This window comes from Pseudomonas sp. W2I6, from assembly GCF_030815935.1.
GTDB lineage: Bacteria > Pseudomonadota > Gammaproteobacteria > Pseudomonadales > Pseudomonadaceae > Aquipseudomonas.
In genome coordinates this window covers 4,119,377-4,135,326 of record NZ_JAUSXJ010000001.1, presented here as the reverse complement: position 1 = coordinate 4,135,326, position 15,950 = coordinate 4,119,377, and the positions used below count along the sequence as shown (strand labels likewise).

The window sequence follows — 15,950 nt, the reverse complement described above, 5'->3', positions numbered from 1 at the left end:
AACCTTCTTTTCACAGCACACATAGCTACCGCCATCCTCAAGCGCAACGCTTCAGGATGGCGGTCATTTTTTTGTGTTTGAACCGGCTGAATGACTCGGCCTGTGTTGAAAAGGACAGCCCCTATGTTGGTTATCGATTCCACGTATCCCGCAAACGACTTCAATGAGCGCAATGGCCAGGCCGTGCGCCAGGTGATTGTGCATTACACTGCCGCGCCCTTTGCCTCGTCATTGCGTGCACTGACCCGCGACGGTTTCAGTGCCCACTACCTGTTGGCCGACCCCCATGACGCCAGCTACCGCGCCGCCGGCTATGACGAGTTGCGGGTATTTCGCCTGGTGGACGAAGCGCAACGCGCCTGGCACGCCGGCACCAGCCACTGGGCCGGGCGCGATAACCTCAACAGCCGCTCCATCGGCATTGAAATCGTCAACCAGGCCCGGGATGACGCCGGTGTGTTGACCTTCCCGGCCTATGGCGCAGAGCAGATTGACGTGTTGATCGCCTTGATTCGTGACATTCAGGTGCGTTACCCGGCGATCGGTCCTACCGACATCCTCGGGCATTCCGACATTGCCTATTGGCGCAAGAGCGACCCCGGCCCCCGCTTGCCATGGCGCTGCCTGTTCGAGGCGGGCGTGGGGGCCTGGTATGAAGAGGTGGCCAAGATGGCCTATCAACGTCGGTTCGACATCGGCCTGCCGCCAGAGGTTGAGGTGGAGCGGGCGTTCCAGCGCTACGGTTATGCCCCGGCGAAAAATCGCCTGGGTTTCCAGCAACGTGTCCGTGCGTTCCAGATGCATTTTCGGCCCTCTGACTACAGTGGGCGGCTGGATGCGCAGACCTGCGCGATCCTGTATGCGTTGAATGAAAAATACACCGGGGTGGCCGGGTAAATCCGCTAAAGCTGTTTTTAACGACCACAGGTGTAAATCCTCCCTTCGCTGATGCGTTTCCAGAACAGGAAATCCGTGCGCGGCCCTTGGGCCTGGCGCCAACGGGTGGGCAGTTTGGTCACCATCATCAGCGTATTGAGGGATCGAGAGATGTCAGTCGCTACCAGCCGTATCGAAGAGACCCAGGCGGTCCCTGCGGAAACGCTTTACCAGTTCGATGAAACCCCGCTGCTGGCCCGCCAGCGCCAGCAGGAATCCAATGCCCGCAGCTACCCACGGCGCATTCCCCTGGCGCTCAAGCGCGCCCGTGGGATCTATGTCGAGGACGTCGAAGGCCGCAGCTTTATCGATTGCCTGGCCGGTGCCGGCACCCTGGCGCTGGGGCACAACCACCCGGTGGTGATCGATGCCATTCGCCAGGTGCTGAGCGATGAATTGCCGTTGCACACCCTGGACCTGACCACGCCGGTCAAGGACCAATTCGTGCAGGACCTGTTCGGCCTGCTGCCGCCGGCGCTGGCGCAGGAAGCCAAGATCCAGTTCTGCGGCCCCACCGGCACCGATGCGGTGGAGGCCGCGCTGAAACTGGTGCGCACCGCCACCGGGCGGAGCACGGTGTTGTCATTCCAGGGCGGTTATCACGGCATGAGCCAGGGCGCCCTGAGCCTGATGGGCAGCCTGGGGCCGAAGAAGCCACTGGGCGCGTTGCTCGGCAATGGCGTGCAATTCCTGCCATTCCCATACGACTACCGTTGCCCGTTCGGGCTGGGCGGCGCGGAAGGGGTGAAGGTCAACCTGCATTATCTGGAAAACCTGCTCAACGATCCCGAGGCCGGTGTATTGCTGCCGGCGGCGGTGATCGTCGAGGTGGTGCAAGGCGAGGGCGGCGTGATCCCGGCTGATCTCGACTGGCTGCGCGGCCTGCGGCGCATTACCGAGCAGGCTGGTGTGGCGTTGATTGTCGACGAAATCCAGAGCGGCTTTGGTCGCACCGGCAAGATGTTTGCCTTCGAACATGCCGGCATTGTCCCGGACGTGGTCGTGCTGTCCAAGGCCATCGGCGGCAGCCTGCCACTGGCGGTGGTGGTGTATCGCGACTGGCTCGACACCTGGTTGCCGGGCGCCCATGCCGGGACCTTCCGCGGTAATCAGATGGCCATGGCGGCCGGCTCGGCGGTGATGCGTTACCTCAAGGACCACGACATTCCCGCCCACGCGGCCGCCATGGGCGAGCGCCTCGGCGAACACCTGCGCATCCTGCAGCGCGACTTCCCGCAGTTGGGAGACATTCGTGGCCGTGGGCTGATGCTCGGTGTGGAACTGGTGGACCCCGCCGGTGCGCCTGATGCCCAGGGCCACCCGCCGGTGCATCGCCAACTGGCGCCGCTGGTGCAGCGTGAATGCCTCAAGCGCGGGTTGATTCTCGAACTGGGCGGGCGACACGGCAGCGTCGTGCGTTTCCTGCCGCCGCTGGTGATTACTGCCGCAGAAATCGACCGTGTGGCCGAGATTTTTGGTCGCGCCCTGGCGGCGTCGGTCACCAGCCTCTAATTTTTTATCGGGCTGGCACGTTCCTTCTTACATCAGCTGTGCGTGGTGCGCAGCCAGCCTTACACCGACGGAGAACAGCAATGACCTCAGTATTCGACCGCGAAGACATCCTGTTTCAGGTAGTGGTCAACCATGAAGAACAATATTCCATCTGGCCCGACTACAAGGCCGTGCCGGAAGGCTGGCGCACCGTGGGCAAAAGCGGGATGAAGAAGGAGTGCCTGGCCTACATCGAAGAAGTGTGGACCGACATGCGCCCGCTGAGCCTGCGCCAGAAGATGGATAGCCAGGCACTTGCCGGCTGACCCGGACCTCGGGCATAACACCGACTCAAATGTGGGAGCGGGCTTGCTCGCGAAGGCGTTGTTTCAGTCACCGTATGTGTTGACTGTCACACCGCATTCGCGAGCAAGCCCGCTCCCACATTTACTGTGTTTCGCCGGTGAGAGGCGCGTTACAGCGCCTTGATCACCTGATCCACATTGCCTTCCAGTTCCGCCACCGGGTCGGCGCCATCGGTGCCCAGCACCAGCAACTTCGCCCCGCCCGCCGTGACCGCCGCCTGCACTGCATCGCTTGGCTTGCGGTGATGCAGCACCACGGCCACCTCATTCTCCTTCAAGCCTTCGCTCAGTTGCTGCAACGCCTCGGGTGTCCACTCGGTATCCGCCCTTGCATCGGTGCTGACCAGCTCCAGGTTCAAGCCACTGACGAGATAACCAAAGTGATCGCTCAAGCTGGCCACCGTCAGGTTATCGGCCTTGGCCAGTCGCGCTTCGCTGTCGGCGGTGAGCTTGAGCAGGCGTTGCTTGAGCGCGGCCAGGTTGGCTTCGATCTGCGGCTTGGCCTCGGGCGCCAGGCGGCTCAGGTCGGCGGCCATCACATCGGCCATGCGCCCCATGTTGTTGCTGGCTTGCCACGGCTGGCTGTTCAGGCCGTCGGTGGCGCCCGGCTGCACGGCAATCCCCGGCAAGCCGCCGTCCACCGGGCGCGCGGCGTCGACTTCGACGATGCGGATATTGCTGCGCCGGGCCACCGGGTACAGCGGGTCGTCGGGCCACAGCGAGCGCAGGCCGATGGCTGCATCGGCGTCCAGCGCCAGGGTGTTCAGCGCCTGCGCACCGCGCCCGGTGAAATAGGCGACTTGCCGCGAGCCGGGCAGGTTGGCCGGTGCCGCGCGCTCAAGCTGCACATCAGTGCCTTTGAGCAACACCTGCGCCAAGCCATAGGTGATCGGCAAGGCGGCGAGGACTTTCACCGGTTTTGTCGCCTTGGCCTGGTTCAAGGCAGCATGGCCAACGCCTTGGTTGGCGGTGATCTGTAGCGGCTTGACGCCGTCGGCGGCGAATGCCGGTGTGGCAATGGCCAGGGCCAGAAGCAGTGGTCGAAACATCGGGCGCATTATCCAAGATTCCCTTTCAGGCTGGGGACCGTGCCGCGGGCGATGGCGGCGAGGGCGAAGGCGATACCGGCTACCAGGATGATCGCGGCACCGGACGGAATCGGCAGGTCGAAGATGATCGGCAGCAGGATCCCGCACAGGGTGCTGACGGTGGCGATCACCACCGAGATCCAGAAGAAGCCCTTGAGCGATTGGCTCAACAGGCGTGCGGCGGCCGCCGGAATCACCAGCAACGCACCCACCAGGATCGCACCGATGACCTTGACCGCCGCCACGGTGATCAGGGTCACCAGGATCACGAACAGGTAGTCCAGGGTCTTCACCGCCACCCCGCGCACCGCCGCCAACTGCGGGTTGAAGCTGGCGAGCATGATGCGGTTGTACAGCGGCAGGGCCAGGGCCATCACCAATGCGCCGACAATCGCCAGCACCAGCAGGTCATTGCCGTTGACGGTCAGCACCGAGCCGAACAGCACGTTTTCGAGAATGTGCACGTTGATCTTGCCCGCCAGAATCAGCAGCAGGCTCGCGCCCAGGGCCAGGGACACCGAGAGGAATACGCCGATCAGCGTGTCCGGCGCCAGGCCGGTGCGGTTGCGCAGGTAGTTGAGCAGGATCCCGAACAGCAGGCAGTAGCCGAACAGGCTGCCGTAAGGCCCGGTGTAGGGTTCCCCCAGCAGAATGCCCACGGCCACGCCGGTCAGTGCGGCATGGCCCACGGCTTCGGAAAAGAACGCAAAGCGCTTGACCACCACCAGGGTGCCCAAACCGCCCAGCACCGGGCCGATCAGCAGGCCGGCGAGCAGGGCGTTGACTACAAATCCATAGGCCAGCGCTTCCGGCAGATACCCGGAAGACGCCCAGCCCTGGACCATCAGGCGAAAGGCTTCATAGCTCATAAGGCCGGGCTCCGTGGGTGGGTGGAGAACAGGGTCAGCAGGCGGTCCGGGGTCAGTGCCTCTTTCGGCTTGGCGTCGAACAGCACACGGCGGTTCAGGCCGGTGACGCGATCGGCCAGGCGGCCGACGGCTTCCAGGTCGTGTTCGATCCACAGCACGGTGATCCCGGCCTGGCGCCAATCGTTCAGCAGCCGCTCGAACACCTGGATCCCGGCTTCGTCCAGCGCCGACATCGGTTCGTCCAGCACCAGCAAGTGCGGCGCCGGGATCAAGCCCTGGGCCAGCAGCACCCGCTGGCGTTCACCGCCAGACAGGGCACCCATGCGCCGCTTGCGCTTGTCCTGCATGCCGACCCGCTCCAGTGCGTCGCCAATCGCGGCGGCGTAATGTTTGGACAGCCCGAGAAACGCCGGACGCCGCTGGCACATCGCGGCCATGAAATCGTCGACGGTCATCGGCAAGCCCCGGTCGAACTCCAGCGCCTGGGGTACGTAGCCGATGGTGCCGGGTGCATCCGGCCAATGCAGGCTCAACTGGCCCTGGTGCGGCGTTTGCCCCAGCAGGGTCTTGATCAGCGAGCTTTTGCCGCCGCCGTTGGGGCCCACCAGCGCATGGATGCTGCCGGGCTGCACCTGGAAACTCACTGCATCGAGGATCACCGTACGGCCCAGGGTCAGCGCGACGTTATCGAAGTCGAGGGTCGGGCCAACGCTGGCCACACTCAGGTGTTCAGCCGCCGTCATGCCCCGGACTCCTGAATCGCCCGCACCACGGTGTTGAGGTTGCCGGTCATTTCCACTTCGTATTTTTCCGCGCTGTAGTCGCCATAGGAAATATGCGACAGCGGGTACAGCTTCACCCCGGATTCACGCTGGATGGTGTCGACGTAGCTGGACGGGAAATCCATCTCCGAGAAGATCACTTTCACGTCCAGTTCCCGCAGTTGGTCGATGGTTTTCTTCAACTGGCTGGGGCTCGGCTCGATGCCGTGGGCCGGTTCCACCACGGCGGTGACTTCCAGGCCGAATTCCCGCAGCAGGTAGTCATATGCCGCGTGCACGGTGGCCACCCGCAGGTCGGGGTTGGGCGCGCTGGTGAGCTTGGCCAGGGCGTCGGCGCGCATCTGGCGCAGGCGCTTGCCGTAGGCGCGGGCGTTCTGGGTGTAGGTCTTGGCGTTGTCCGGGTCGAGCTTGCCCAGTTCCCGGGCAATGTTGTTCACCTGGGCAATCGAGGCGCTGATGGACAGGAAGGTGTGCGGGTTGACCACTTTGCCCGCACCGCGCGCAGCGTTGCCGGTGGCGGCCAGCAGCGGCACGTTGGCGTTGGCCTCGATCACCGGGATGTCCGGGCGCTCGCTGGTGGCGATCATACGGTCGGCGAAATCGTCATGGCCGACGCCGTTGAGCACGATCACATCGAGGGTGCCGATGCGCTTGATGTCTTCGGCACGGGGCTCGTAGGCATGGGGATTGAAACCGGCCGGGATCAGCGGGACAACTTCAGCCTTGTCGCCGACGATATTGGCGACGTAGCTGTAATACGGGTGCAGGGTGATGCCGATGCGCAGGCGTTTTGCCGGGTCGGCACTGGCGAACGGGGCCAGCAGCACGGTGATCAGGCCGACCAGCACCAGACGTAATAATGGAGATGAAATAGACATGGTCTTCTCTCGGCTGCAACGTGAATTCAGTGACGATGCTGGCGGGTGACACCGGCATCGAATTGCGCGACTACCTGCTGCCAGCCCGCGCTGATCAGCGCCTGGTCAGTGAGGTCGGTGGGGGCGGTGAGGTGGGCGCTGCGGTTGAGCCAGATATCCGGCTCGGCGCCGCGGATGCGCATCAACAGCGAACCGCTGAGGTCCGGCGTCTGGCTCAGGCCCAGATAGGCCGCGTCCAGCAACTGCCAGCGGTGGTCGCCACGGCTCACCGAACTGGCGTCCTGGGCGAAGGGCGCGAAGCCCTCTTCGGCCAGCTGTTCAGGCGTCGGCAGGGCGCTGTGTTCCTCCTGCAGCAAGTGGATTTCATCCAGGGTCACCCGCAGGTCGGCATAGATGCCTTGCTCGGCGGCGCTGAGGTCGCGGCGGGCGTCCAGTTGGTGGCTGGGCACGGCGGCGATCTCCTGGCTTTCACCGCGCAAGGCCACCACCGTGCCGGCAACGGCGAGGATGATCAGGCACAACAGCAGGACATACAGGGTTTCGTGCCCGGCACCGGCCGGGCGCACGACTTGGGTTGTACGGCTCATTGGGGCTGGATATCCGCTTGGTCGATTTCCACCACGTGGCCGGGGCCGGCATCAAACAGCACGTAGAACTCGGCGGAGGGTTTCTTGAAGGTCAGCTTCGAGTCTTCTCCCAGCTTGCCGGGCACCAGGATGGTCTCGTCGTAGCCGATCACGTCCAGGGTCACGCCGGGGGCACCGCTGCCATCGGAGAAACCGCCGGTGCACTGGATCTGCTCGCCGGCGATTTCCTTGCATTCGCACATCGGGTTGTGGGCCAGGGCGACGGTACTGAAACCGGCGCCGAGGATCAGCACGCCACAGGCGCGGGCCAATTGCTGCAAGGTCATGGTTTAACTCCTCGTTTTTTCAGCCAGTCGATGGTGGCCGGCGAAGCCTGGCTCAAGGGAATGGAGGCCTGGTGCATGGCGCCGTCCCAGCCTTCCATGGTGATCCACACTTCGGCGTCCAGCGGGGTGCGCTCAGGGATCGGCAACGCAGCGCCCATGCGGTATGGGGTGCCGAAGAAAATCACCCCGGCCGCCCGCAGGCTGCGGGGCTTGCCGATACGCAGGTAGGTCGCCTTGACCTGGTCGATGCACGTGGCACACAGGGCAGCGTTGAAGGATTTCATCGGGCCTGCCGGGTCCGGGCGCGGCGGCTCGTTGCGTAGTTCGGCGAGCTTCAGGCTCCAGGGGCCGACCTGTACTTCGCCGATCTCCCGTTCACCCAGGCCGCTGTCGCCGCGAAACAGCGCCGCGTCGGCAAAGTACTTGGGCATGAAGCCCAGGGGCACCAGCAACAGCAGGATATTGATATGGAAGCGCCATTTGAGCCAGAAGGCCCGCAGGGGCGAGGGGGGTTGAACCGTCATGGCCTTGTTCATGGGTTGGCCTTCGTGGTCTCAGCCTGCAAGGCCTGGGTTTTCGCCGGTTGACGGGCTGCCTTGGCTTCGCGTTTCAGCGCATTGAGGGTGGCCAGGGCCGTGCGTTTGGTCCAGATCAGCAAGCCGCTCAAGACCATCATGCTCAGCACCAGGCCGAAGAAGGCCCAGATCAGCTTGATCCAGATCCCGCCAAAGTCCCCGGTGTGCAACGGGCGCATGGATTCGGTGACGAACTCCAGGGCCGAACGGTCGGACAGCAGGTGCGAGGCGGCGATTTCGCCGTTGTACGGGTTGATTTCCGCGGTCTGGAACATCAGCGGGTACCAGCCACGCCCGCCGATGCGCAGGTGGCTGTAGGCGTTGCTGGGCAGGCTCACGAAGCTGGCCTCAAGCCCGGGAATGCGCTGGGTGGCGATGTTGATCGCCTCGTCCAGGGGAATCATGGGCGCCGGTACGCCCGGGGCGGACATCGGCACTTTGTCGCGGGCAATCGCCGGGACGATCGGCTCGCTGGAAATGGTGATCTGGTTATCACCCAGGATCGCCTGGATCAGGAACCAGGTGCCTGTGATGGAAATCACCGCGATAAACCAGATCGACCAGATGCCGCTCAACCGGTGGAAGTCGCCCCAGAAAATCCGCGCACCGTGACGAATGCGCAGGGTCGGCCTGAAAAAACCTTTCCAGAAACGCTTGTAGACCACGAGGCCGGTGACCAGCGAGGCCAGCAGCGGCAAGCCCAGCAGCGAGACCAGGTACCAGCCCCAGCTGTAGCCATTGGTGAAAGGCACCAGCCACCAGCCATGCAGGGCACGGGTAAATTGCTGGAAGTTGAACGATGGGCTGATGCCCTGGATCACCCCGGTGTATGGGTTGACGTAGACCTCCAGCGAGCGCCCGTCGGGGTAGCTGAGGTCGGCGCTGAGGGCGAAGTGCGATTCGTCCGGGCGGCTCAGGGATTCGACGATCACCTGGGGTTCGGCGCGCTTGATGGCGCCGATCACCTGGTCGTAGGTGAGCGGTTCGGCATCGTCCGACGGCTTGCTGGCGCGGATGTCCGGGTTGGCCAGCCAGACGATCTCCTGGCTGACCACCGCCAGGGTGCCGGTGACGCAGACGATCAGCACAAAGAACCAGATGGGCAATGCCAGCCAGCTGTGCACGAGAAACCAGAGTTTTGAGCGTGACTTCTTCGACATGTGAATGAGGGTCTTGATCGGAGGGAGGCGGTAAAGGCCCGGAAAACGCCACCCGTAGCTTTTGCTGACGCGAGCGGCTGTATCTAAGTTAAGACGGATGAGAAACACAAAACCCTAAGGCGGATATGAAAGTAAATGTTTCAGATACGCATTCATGCAACACGAAACATGTTCCGAGCCATCACCAAGGCGGGATTGATGGGGCGGGGGCGCTGCCTATGATGGGGTCATACCGTTGAGCGAGCCCCATAATGACTTCTGCCAGAACCCTCTACGACAAACACATCGATTCCCACACGGTGTGCCGCCTGGATGACCAGGGCCATGTGCTGCTGTACATCGACCGCCAGGTGATCAATGAATACACCAGCCCGCAAGCTTTCAGCGGCTTGCGCGAGGCGGGCCGTGGTGTGTGGCGGCCCGGTACGGCGTTGGCGGTGGTCGACCATGTGAACCCCACCACGCCCAAGCGCATCGCGACCATGCCGGATGCGGGCGGCGCGCGCCAGGTGTCGTACCTGGCGGAAAACTGCCGGGATTTCGGGATCGAGCTGTTGGATATCCTCGACAAGCGCCAGGGCATCGAACACGTGATCGCACCGGAACAGGGTTTTATCCTGCCGGGCATGGTGATCGCCGCCGGCGACAGCCACACCACCACTTACGGGGCCTTGGGCGCGTTCGGCTTTGGCATTGGCACTTCGGAAATCGAGCATTTGCTGGCCTCGCAAACCCTGGTCTACAAGCGTTTGAAAAGCCTGCGTGTGACCGTGGACGGCGAACTGGCCCGTGGGCTGACCTCCAAGGACGTGATCATGGCGCTGATCGGCAAGATCGGTGCCTCGGGTGCCACCGGCTACGCCATTGAGTTTTGTGGGTCGACCATCGATGCCCTGAGCGTCGAGGCGCGCATGACCATCTGCAACATGGCGGTGGAAGCCGGTGCACGTGGAGCCTTCATGGCGCCGGACGAAAAGGTCTTCGCCTACCTCAAGGGCAAGCCACGCGCGCCGAAGGGCGAGTTGTGGGAACGCGCCCTGGTGGGCTGGCGCCAACTGCACTCGGATGCCGACGCGGTGTTCGACCTCGAAGTGCAACTGGATGCCAGCGCCCTTGAACCGATGGTCACCTGGGGCACCAGCCCCGACCAGGCCGCGCCCATCGGTGCCCGTGTGCCGGACCCGCAAGACATCAGCGACCTGATCCTGCGCCAGGACATGCGCCGCGCCTTGAACTACATGGGCCTCGAAGCCGGCATGCCGTTGAGCGACATTGTGATCAGCCACGCGTTTATCGGCTCCTGCACCAACGCCCGCATCGAAGACCTGCGCGACGCCGCCAGCGTGGTGCGCGGCAAGCACGTGGCCGACCATGTGCGGGCGATGATCGTGCCGGGCTCCACCGAAGTGCGTGACCAGGCCGAAGCCGAAGGCCTTGCCGCGATCTTTATCGACGCCGGGTTTGAATGGCGCCAGTCGGGCTGCTCGATGTGCCTGGCGATGAACGACGACGTGCTGGAGCCGGGCGACCGCTGCGCCTCCAGCACCAACCGCAATTTCGAAGGCCGCCAGGGCGCGGGTGCCCGCACGCACCTGATGAGCCCGGCCATGGTCGCCGCTGCGGCCATCACTGGCCGGCTGACAGATATTCGCCACTTTGGAGACCGCACATGAGCTTGCAACCCTTCACTCGGATCACCGGCAAGGCGGCGCCGATGCTGGCGGCCAATATCGACACCGACGTGATCATGCCCAAGCAGTTTCTCAAGGGCATCGACCGCAACGGGCTGGATCGCGGGTTGTTCTTTGATTTGCGCTTTTTGCCCTCGGGTGAGCCTGACCCGCAATTTGTGCTGAACCAGCCGGCCTGGCAGGGCGCGAGTTTTATGGTAGTGGGGCCGAACTTCGGCTGTGGTTCCAGCCGGGAGCATGCGGTGTGGGGCCTGAAGCAGATGGGCATTCGCGCGTTGATCGGCAGCAGCTTTGCCGGGATTTTCTATGACAACTGCCAGCGTAACGGGGTGTTGTTGATCACGCTGGAGGAGGCGGTGTTGCAGCGGTTGGGGCAGATGGTGAGTCAGCCTGAGCAGGCGCAGATCAGTGTGGACCTTGAGGCGCAGGAGATTCTTTTGGCGGACGGGCAGGTGATTGCGTTCCAGATCGATACGTTGCGCAAGACTGCGTTGTTGTTGGGGTTGGATGCTATTGGCACGACGTTGCAGCGCAGTGAGCAGATCAAGGCGTTTGAGCGTGAGCATCTGGCGGCCAATCCCTGGCTCGGGTGATGGGGCTGTAGTTGCAGGTTGGCTGCTGCGCACTGCCTGCGTTCGGCCTCGGGCTGAATGGGGCAGTCAGATCAAAATCAAGAGCACAGCGGCCTCCCGGCCGGCTTGAGTGTTAAAAGCAAAAGCAAAGACCAGAGCGAAAACAGATCTGCTTTTCTGTGGGCGCGGGCTTGCTCGCGAAAAACCTGAGAGCGCCGCGTTCATCCAGAATGCCAGCATCATCGTTAACGATCTTCGCGAGCAAGCCCGCTCCCACATTTGGACCGTGCCCGCTTTTGATTTGGCTTTTTGCTCTACAACACTCAAGCCGGCCGGTAGGCCGCTGTAAGAGCAGAACCGTCAGCGGCCGTTACCGCAGCAACGGATATGTACTCAAACCCGGCACGCTAAATCGACAACCCCTTGAAGTGCTCCTGCAAAAACTCCACACACGCCCGCAACTTCCCGGAGTAGGCCAGCCGCGTCGGGTACACCGCCCACACGTTGGCGCTCTGGGTGTAGTCGTGCAGCACCTGCACCAGTTTCCCTTGCTCCAGCAGCGGCTTCACATCCCACATCGAACGCAGCAACACGCCGCGCCCGTCCAGGGCCCATTGCAAGACGATCTCGCCGTTATTCGACGACAACGGCCCGCGCACGCGCACGCTGTCCTGCACGCCATCGCGCTCCAGGTGCCAGATGCCAAACGCGTTGTCGCGCTCCTTGAGCACCAGGCAGTCGTGCTGTTCCAGGTCGCTCAAGTGCTGCGGCACACCACGGCGTTCGAGGTAGGCGGGCGCCGCACACAGCACCCGCCGGTTACTCACCAGCCGGCGACCGATGTGTTGCCCGGGGATGTCGTCGCCCACGCGAATCTCCAGGTCGAAACCCTCGCTGACGATATCCACCACCCGGTCGAACAGGTCCAGGCGAATCTCCAGGTTCGGGTATTGTTCGGCCAATAGCGACAAGGCCGGTGCCACATGGTTACGGCCGAAACCGAAGCTGCTGCACAAATGCAGGTGGCCGCGCGGGCTGTCGTGGGCGTCGGAAAGCTCGTCGGACAACTGCTGGAAGTCTTCGAGAATCCGCACGGCCCAGCGCTGCACACGCTCGCCATCTTCGGTCAGGGCGATACGGCGGCTGGTGCGGTGCAGCAGGCGGGTGGCGAGGGTGGTTTCGAGAATCTGGATACGCTTGCTGACGTAGGCCGGGGACAAACCCAGCTCGTCGGCAGCCGCAGCAAAGCCGGCCTTGCGGATCACGGTCAGGAATACCCGCAGGTCTTCAGGTAGAGGCACGGTATCTTTCTTGTTGTTCATCAGAAACAGGCATGGCGGCATGAACCGCCAGAATAGCACCGGTATGGCGAGGGAGCTTCTGTGGCGAGGGAGCTTGCTCCCGCTGGAGTGCGTAGCGCTCCCAAAGATCTTGGGGCCGCTGCGCAGCCCAGCGGGAGCAAGCTCCCTCGCCACAGGGGATTGGTGTTTAAGGGTTACTCGGCGGCGATCTTCGCCTGGGCGGCGGCCCGTGCATGGCGGCCGTGCTTGAGGGCGATGGGCGCCATTTTCTCGCGATCCAGTTCACCTTCCCAGGCCGCCACCACCAGCGCCGCCACGGCATTGCCGATGATGTTGGTCAGTGAGCGGCATTCGGCCATGAACCGGTCCACACCCAGGATCAGCACCATCGCCGCCACCGGTACCGTCGGCACCACCGCGAGGCTGGCGGCCAGCGCGACAAAACCTGCGCCCACCACCGCACCGGCGCCTTTTGAGGTAAGCATCGCCACCGCCAGCAGGGTCAGTTGTTGCTCCAGCGTCAGGTCGATATTGGTCGCCTGGGCCAGGAACAGCACCGCCAGGGTCATATAGATGTTGGTGCCGTCCAGGTTGAAGGTGTAGCCGGTGGGCACCACGATCCCCACCACGCCTTTGGACGCGCCAAGGCTTTCAAGTTTCTGGATCAGTTGCGGCAGGGCCGATTCGGAGGAGCTGGTGCCCAGCACGATCAACAGTTCAGCCTTGATGTACGTCAGCAGCTTGAAGATGCTGAACCCCACATACCGGGCGATGCTGCCCAGCACCACGGCGACGAAGAAAAACGCGGTGACGTAGAACGTACCCACCAGTTTCAACAGCGGCAGCAGCGAGCCCAGGCCGTATTTGCCGATGGTGAAGGCGATGGCCCCGAAGGCCCCGATCGGCGCGACGCGGCTGATCATCCCGACGATGCGGAAGAACACTTCGCTGGCCTGGTTGATCACGCCGACCAGGGGCCGGCCCTTCTCGCCGATCATCACCAGCCCGAGGCCAAACAGCACCGACACAAACAGTACCGGGAGGATTTCGCCTTTGGAGAAGGCGTCGAAGAAGGTAGTGGGGATCACATGCATCAGGAACCCGGTGACGCCTTCGCCGTGTTCGGCCTGGCCGACAAAACCGGCGATGGCGGAGGTGTCGAGGGTCTTCACGTCGATGTTGAAACCCACGCCGGGGTGCAGCAGGTGCGCGGCGAGGATGCCGATTACCAGGGCGATGCTGGAGACGATCTCAAAGTACAGCAGCGCCTTGCCGCCGACTCGGCCCACCTGCTTCACGTCGTGCATGCTGGTGATGCCGGAGACCACGGTGCAGAAGATGATCGGGCCGATGATCATCTTGATCAGCTTGATAAACCCGTCGCCCAACGGCTTGAGGTCGATGCCCACCTGAGGCCAGTGGTTGCCGATCAACACGCCCAGCACAATGGCGATGATCACCTGCACATACAGGGTTCCCAGCAGTTTTCTGATTGTCATTTTTATTATCTCGAGACGTTTTTTGGGCAAGCAGATCCCGTCGCAGGCTGTTTCAAGCCTGCGGGGCGGGATCGGTCAGGTCAGCGGTTCATAAAGGCTCAGCGAAGGAAGGTCAGGACTTCGCCGAGCAGCACTTCAGGGATTTCTTCTGCGATGTAGTGGCCGGCCGGCAGGGCCTTGCCACGTACGTCGGTCGCGACTTTCTGCCATTCCTTGAGGGGTTCGAAGCAGCGCCCGACGGTGCCTTCGGCGCCCCACATCACCAGCAGCGGCAGCTCCAGGTGGTTGCCCTTGTCGATATCGGCGCGGTCGTGCTCAAGGTCGATGCCGGCGGCGGCGCGATAGTCCTCGCAGATCCCGGTGGCGGTGCCGGGCAGTTTCAGGCAACGCAGGTATTCGGCGAAGGCTTCATCGGTGAACGGCTTGAGCCCGGCACTGCGGCTGCCCATGACGCTGCGCAGGTAGAGTTCCGGGTTGCCTTCAATCAGGCTCTCGGGCAACGGCGCCGGGCGGATCAGGAAGAACCAGTGCCAGTAGGCGCGGGCAAAGGCTTCGTCGGTCTGGGCGTACATGGACAGGGTTGGTGCGATGTCCAGCAGCACCATGCGCTGCACGGCCTTGGGGTGGTCCAGGGCCAGGCGATGGGCGACGCGGGCGCCACGGTCGTGGGCCAGCACCGAGAACTCGTCGAAGCCCAGGGCTTTCATCAGCTCGACGCCGTCGCGGGCCATTTCACGTTTTGAATAATTGGTGTGATGGTCAATGGCGGCGGGCTTGCTGCTGTCGCCATAACCGCGCAGGTCGGCGGCGACCACGGTGAAGTGTTCGGCCAGTTGCTCGGCGACCTTGTGCCAGATGACGTGGGTCTGCGGGTGCCCGTGCAGCAGGAGCAGGCCGGGACCTGTGCCGCCTTTGCGGTAGCAGATGTCCACGCCGTTGACGTGGCGCTGGTCTTTTTGGAATCCGGCGAACATGGAATGACTCCTTGTGATGATTGCTTGCATCCTGAAATCACACGGCGCCCGGGGCAAGGGGGAAAGCGTGGAGGGGTTGTTCATGAAGTGTGTTGAAGCCCGATCTTTCAGGCAGTGCAGGTCAACGGTGGGAGCTGGCCTGCCTGCGATGCAGGCAACTCGGTGTATCAGTCGCACCGAGGTGATGCCATCGCAGGCGAGCCAGTTCCTACCGTTGGGTTGCGTCGCCCAGGCGACTTCATCCTTGCTTGAACAACGCCTCGGCACGCTGGCGAACCTGCGCCTCGGTCAAGTCCTCCTTGCGCGTGGCCAGGAACCACACATGCCCGAAGGGGTCTTTCAGCGTCCCGGAACGGTCACCGTAAAACTGATCCTTGGGTTCTGAAATCGCCGTGCCGCCGGCCTTGATGGCCTGGGCGAACTGTTGGTCGACGTCCTGCACATAGAGATGCAGGCACACGCTGGGGTGTTCTTTTCCCGGGCTGCCGAACGACATTTCGCTACAGGGCGAGGCCATCATGATCGCCGAATCGCCAATGCGCAGTTCGGCATGGCCGATCTTGCCGTCGGGCATGTCCAGGCGCATGACTTCGGTGGCACCAAAGGCTCGTTTGTAGAACTCGATGGCTTCAGCGGCTTTGTCGATGCCCAGGTACGGCGTGATGCTGTGGTAGCCCTCGGGAATGGGTTTAACGCTCATATCGTTCTCCTTGATGGTGGTTGTGGAGGGACGGCTTTTTCACTATAGGCCACGTGCGCCGTGGCTTGCGGGCAGCCGACGAGGTGTTGCCCAGGCAACAGCAAACCGGCAGTTTGCTGCGCCAAGGGCGGTCTGCCGCGCGTATATCGGGAGCAA

General features: G+C 63.1%; 17 protein-coding genes. 5 read left to right on the top strand and 12 right to left on the bottom strand.

Going from position 1 to position 15,950, the window contains the following annotated elements; genetic code table 11:
- Positions 1 to 123: 123 nt before the first annotated feature.
- From QF039_RS18920 to QF039_RS18910, 3 genes are all read left to right on the top strand, one after another.
- Positions 124 to 897, top strand: a complete 774-nt coding sequence (locus QF039_RS18920; protein ID WP_003209007.1) for an N-acetylmuramoyl-L-alanine amidase — start codon at positions 124 to 126, stop codon at positions 895 to 897.
- 150 nt (positions 898 to 1,047) lie between these two features.
- The gene (locus QF039_RS18915; RefSeq protein WP_087695097.1) at positions 1,048 to 2,448 is read left to right on the top strand and encodes an aspartate aminotransferase family protein; all 1,401 of its coding nucleotides are present in this window, start codon (positions 1,048 to 1,050) and stop codon (positions 2,446 to 2,448) included.
- 80 nt (positions 2,449 to 2,528) lie between these two features.
- Positions 2,529 to 2,753: an MbtH family protein gene (locus tag QF039_RS18910; protein ID WP_003209001.1), complete on the top strand. Its 225-nt coding sequence runs from the start codon at positions 2,529 to 2,531 to the stop codon at positions 2,751 to 2,753.
- A gap of 149 nt (positions 2,754 to 2,902) precedes the next feature.
- Here the strand turns inward: QF039_RS18910 and QF039_RS18905 are convergent, their stop codons facing one another.
- Genes QF039_RS18905 through QF039_RS18870 form a run of 8 tightly spaced genes read right to left on the bottom strand, consistent with a single transcriptional unit; the run spans position 2,903 to position 9,057 of the window.
- Complete coding sequence (locus tag QF039_RS18905; RefSeq protein WP_003208999.1) at positions 2,903 to 3,850, bottom strand: metal ABC transporter solute-binding protein, Zn/Mn family; 948 nt, start codon at positions 3,848 to 3,850, stop codon at positions 2,903 to 2,905.
- Positions 3,850 to 4,749, bottom strand: coding sequence for a metal ABC transporter permease (locus QF039_RS18900; RefSeq protein WP_003208998.1), 900 nt, complete (start codon positions 4,747 to 4,749; stop codon positions 3,850 to 3,852). The genes QF039_RS18905 and QF039_RS18900 overlap by 1 nt, the downstream gene beginning before the upstream one ends.
- Positions 4,746 to 5,492, bottom strand: coding sequence for a metal ABC transporter ATP-binding protein (locus tag QF039_RS18895; protein WP_307520056.1), 747 nt, complete (start codon positions 5,490 to 5,492; stop codon positions 4,746 to 4,748). Before QF039_RS18895 ends, QF039_RS18900 begins: the two co-directional genes overlap by 4 nt.
- Entirely contained in the window at positions 5,489 to 6,409 is a 921-nt protein-coding gene (locus tag QF039_RS18890) for a metal ABC transporter substrate-binding protein (protein WP_023659272.1), read from the bottom strand. The genes QF039_RS18895 and QF039_RS18890 overlap by 4 nt, the downstream gene beginning before the upstream one ends.
- A gap of 26 nt (positions 6,410 to 6,435) precedes the next feature.
- On the bottom strand, positions 6,436 to 6,996 hold the full coding sequence (locus QF039_RS18885) for a DUF6162 family protein (RefSeq protein ID WP_102605703.1): 561 nt from the start codon (positions 6,994 to 6,996) through the stop codon (positions 6,436 to 6,438).
- Entirely contained in the window at positions 6,993 to 7,322 is a 330-nt protein-coding gene (locus tag QF039_RS18880) for a hypothetical protein (protein WP_177042805.1), read from the bottom strand. Before QF039_RS18880 ends, QF039_RS18885 begins: the two co-directional genes overlap by 4 nt.
- Entirely contained in the window at positions 7,319 to 7,858 is a 540-nt protein-coding gene (locus QF039_RS18875; protein ID WP_008431660.1) for a hypothetical protein, read from the bottom strand. Before QF039_RS18875 ends, QF039_RS18880 begins: the two co-directional genes overlap by 4 nt.
- Positions 7,855 to 9,057 (bottom strand): PepSY domain-containing protein, encoded by a 1,203-nt coding sequence (locus QF039_RS18870; RefSeq protein ID WP_307520049.1) that lies wholly within the window; start codon positions 9,055 to 9,057, stop codon positions 7,855 to 7,857. Before QF039_RS18870 ends, QF039_RS18875 begins: the two co-directional genes overlap by 4 nt.
- 251 nt (positions 9,058 to 9,308) lie before the next feature.
- On the opposite strand from QF039_RS18870, the gene leuC reads away from it, so the two are divergent.
- Positions 9,309 to 10,730 (top strand): 3-isopropylmalate dehydratase large subunit, encoded by a 1,422-nt coding sequence (gene leuC / locus QF039_RS18865; protein ID WP_003208986.1) that lies wholly within the window; start codon positions 9,309 to 9,311, stop codon positions 10,728 to 10,730.
- Positions 10,727 to 11,341, top strand: a complete 615-nt coding sequence (gene leuD, locus QF039_RS18860) for a 3-isopropylmalate dehydratase small subunit (protein WP_003208984.1) — start codon at positions 10,727 to 10,729, stop codon at positions 11,339 to 11,341. The genes leuC and leuD overlap by 4 nt, the downstream gene beginning before the upstream one ends.
- A 386-nt stretch (positions 11,342 to 11,727) precedes the next feature.
- Here the strand turns inward: leuD and QF039_RS18855 are convergent, their stop codons facing one another.
- From QF039_RS18855 to QF039_RS18840, 4 genes are all read right to left on the bottom strand, one after another.
- The gene (locus tag QF039_RS18855) at positions 11,728 to 12,642 is read right to left on the bottom strand and encodes a LysR substrate-binding domain-containing protein (RefSeq protein WP_307520046.1); all 915 of its coding nucleotides are present in this window, start codon (positions 12,640 to 12,642) and stop codon (positions 11,728 to 11,730) included.
- A 173-nt stretch (positions 12,643 to 12,815) separates the two neighbouring features.
- Complete coding sequence (gene dctA, locus QF039_RS18850) at positions 12,816 to 14,120, bottom strand: C4-dicarboxylate transporter DctA (RefSeq protein WP_003207293.1); 1,305 nt, start codon at positions 14,118 to 14,120, stop codon at positions 12,816 to 12,818.
- A gap of 98 nt (positions 14,121 to 14,218) precedes the next feature.
- Entirely contained in the window at positions 14,219 to 15,094 is an 876-nt protein-coding gene (locus tag QF039_RS18845) for an alpha/beta fold hydrolase (RefSeq protein ID WP_087695267.1), read from the bottom strand.
- A 238-nt stretch (positions 15,095 to 15,332) separates the two neighbouring features.
- On the bottom strand, positions 15,333 to 15,794 hold the full coding sequence (locus QF039_RS18840; protein ID WP_307520043.1) for a VOC family protein: 462 nt from the start codon (positions 15,792 to 15,794) through the stop codon (positions 15,333 to 15,335).
- Between the last annotated feature and the right edge of the window lie 156 nt (positions 15,795 to 15,950).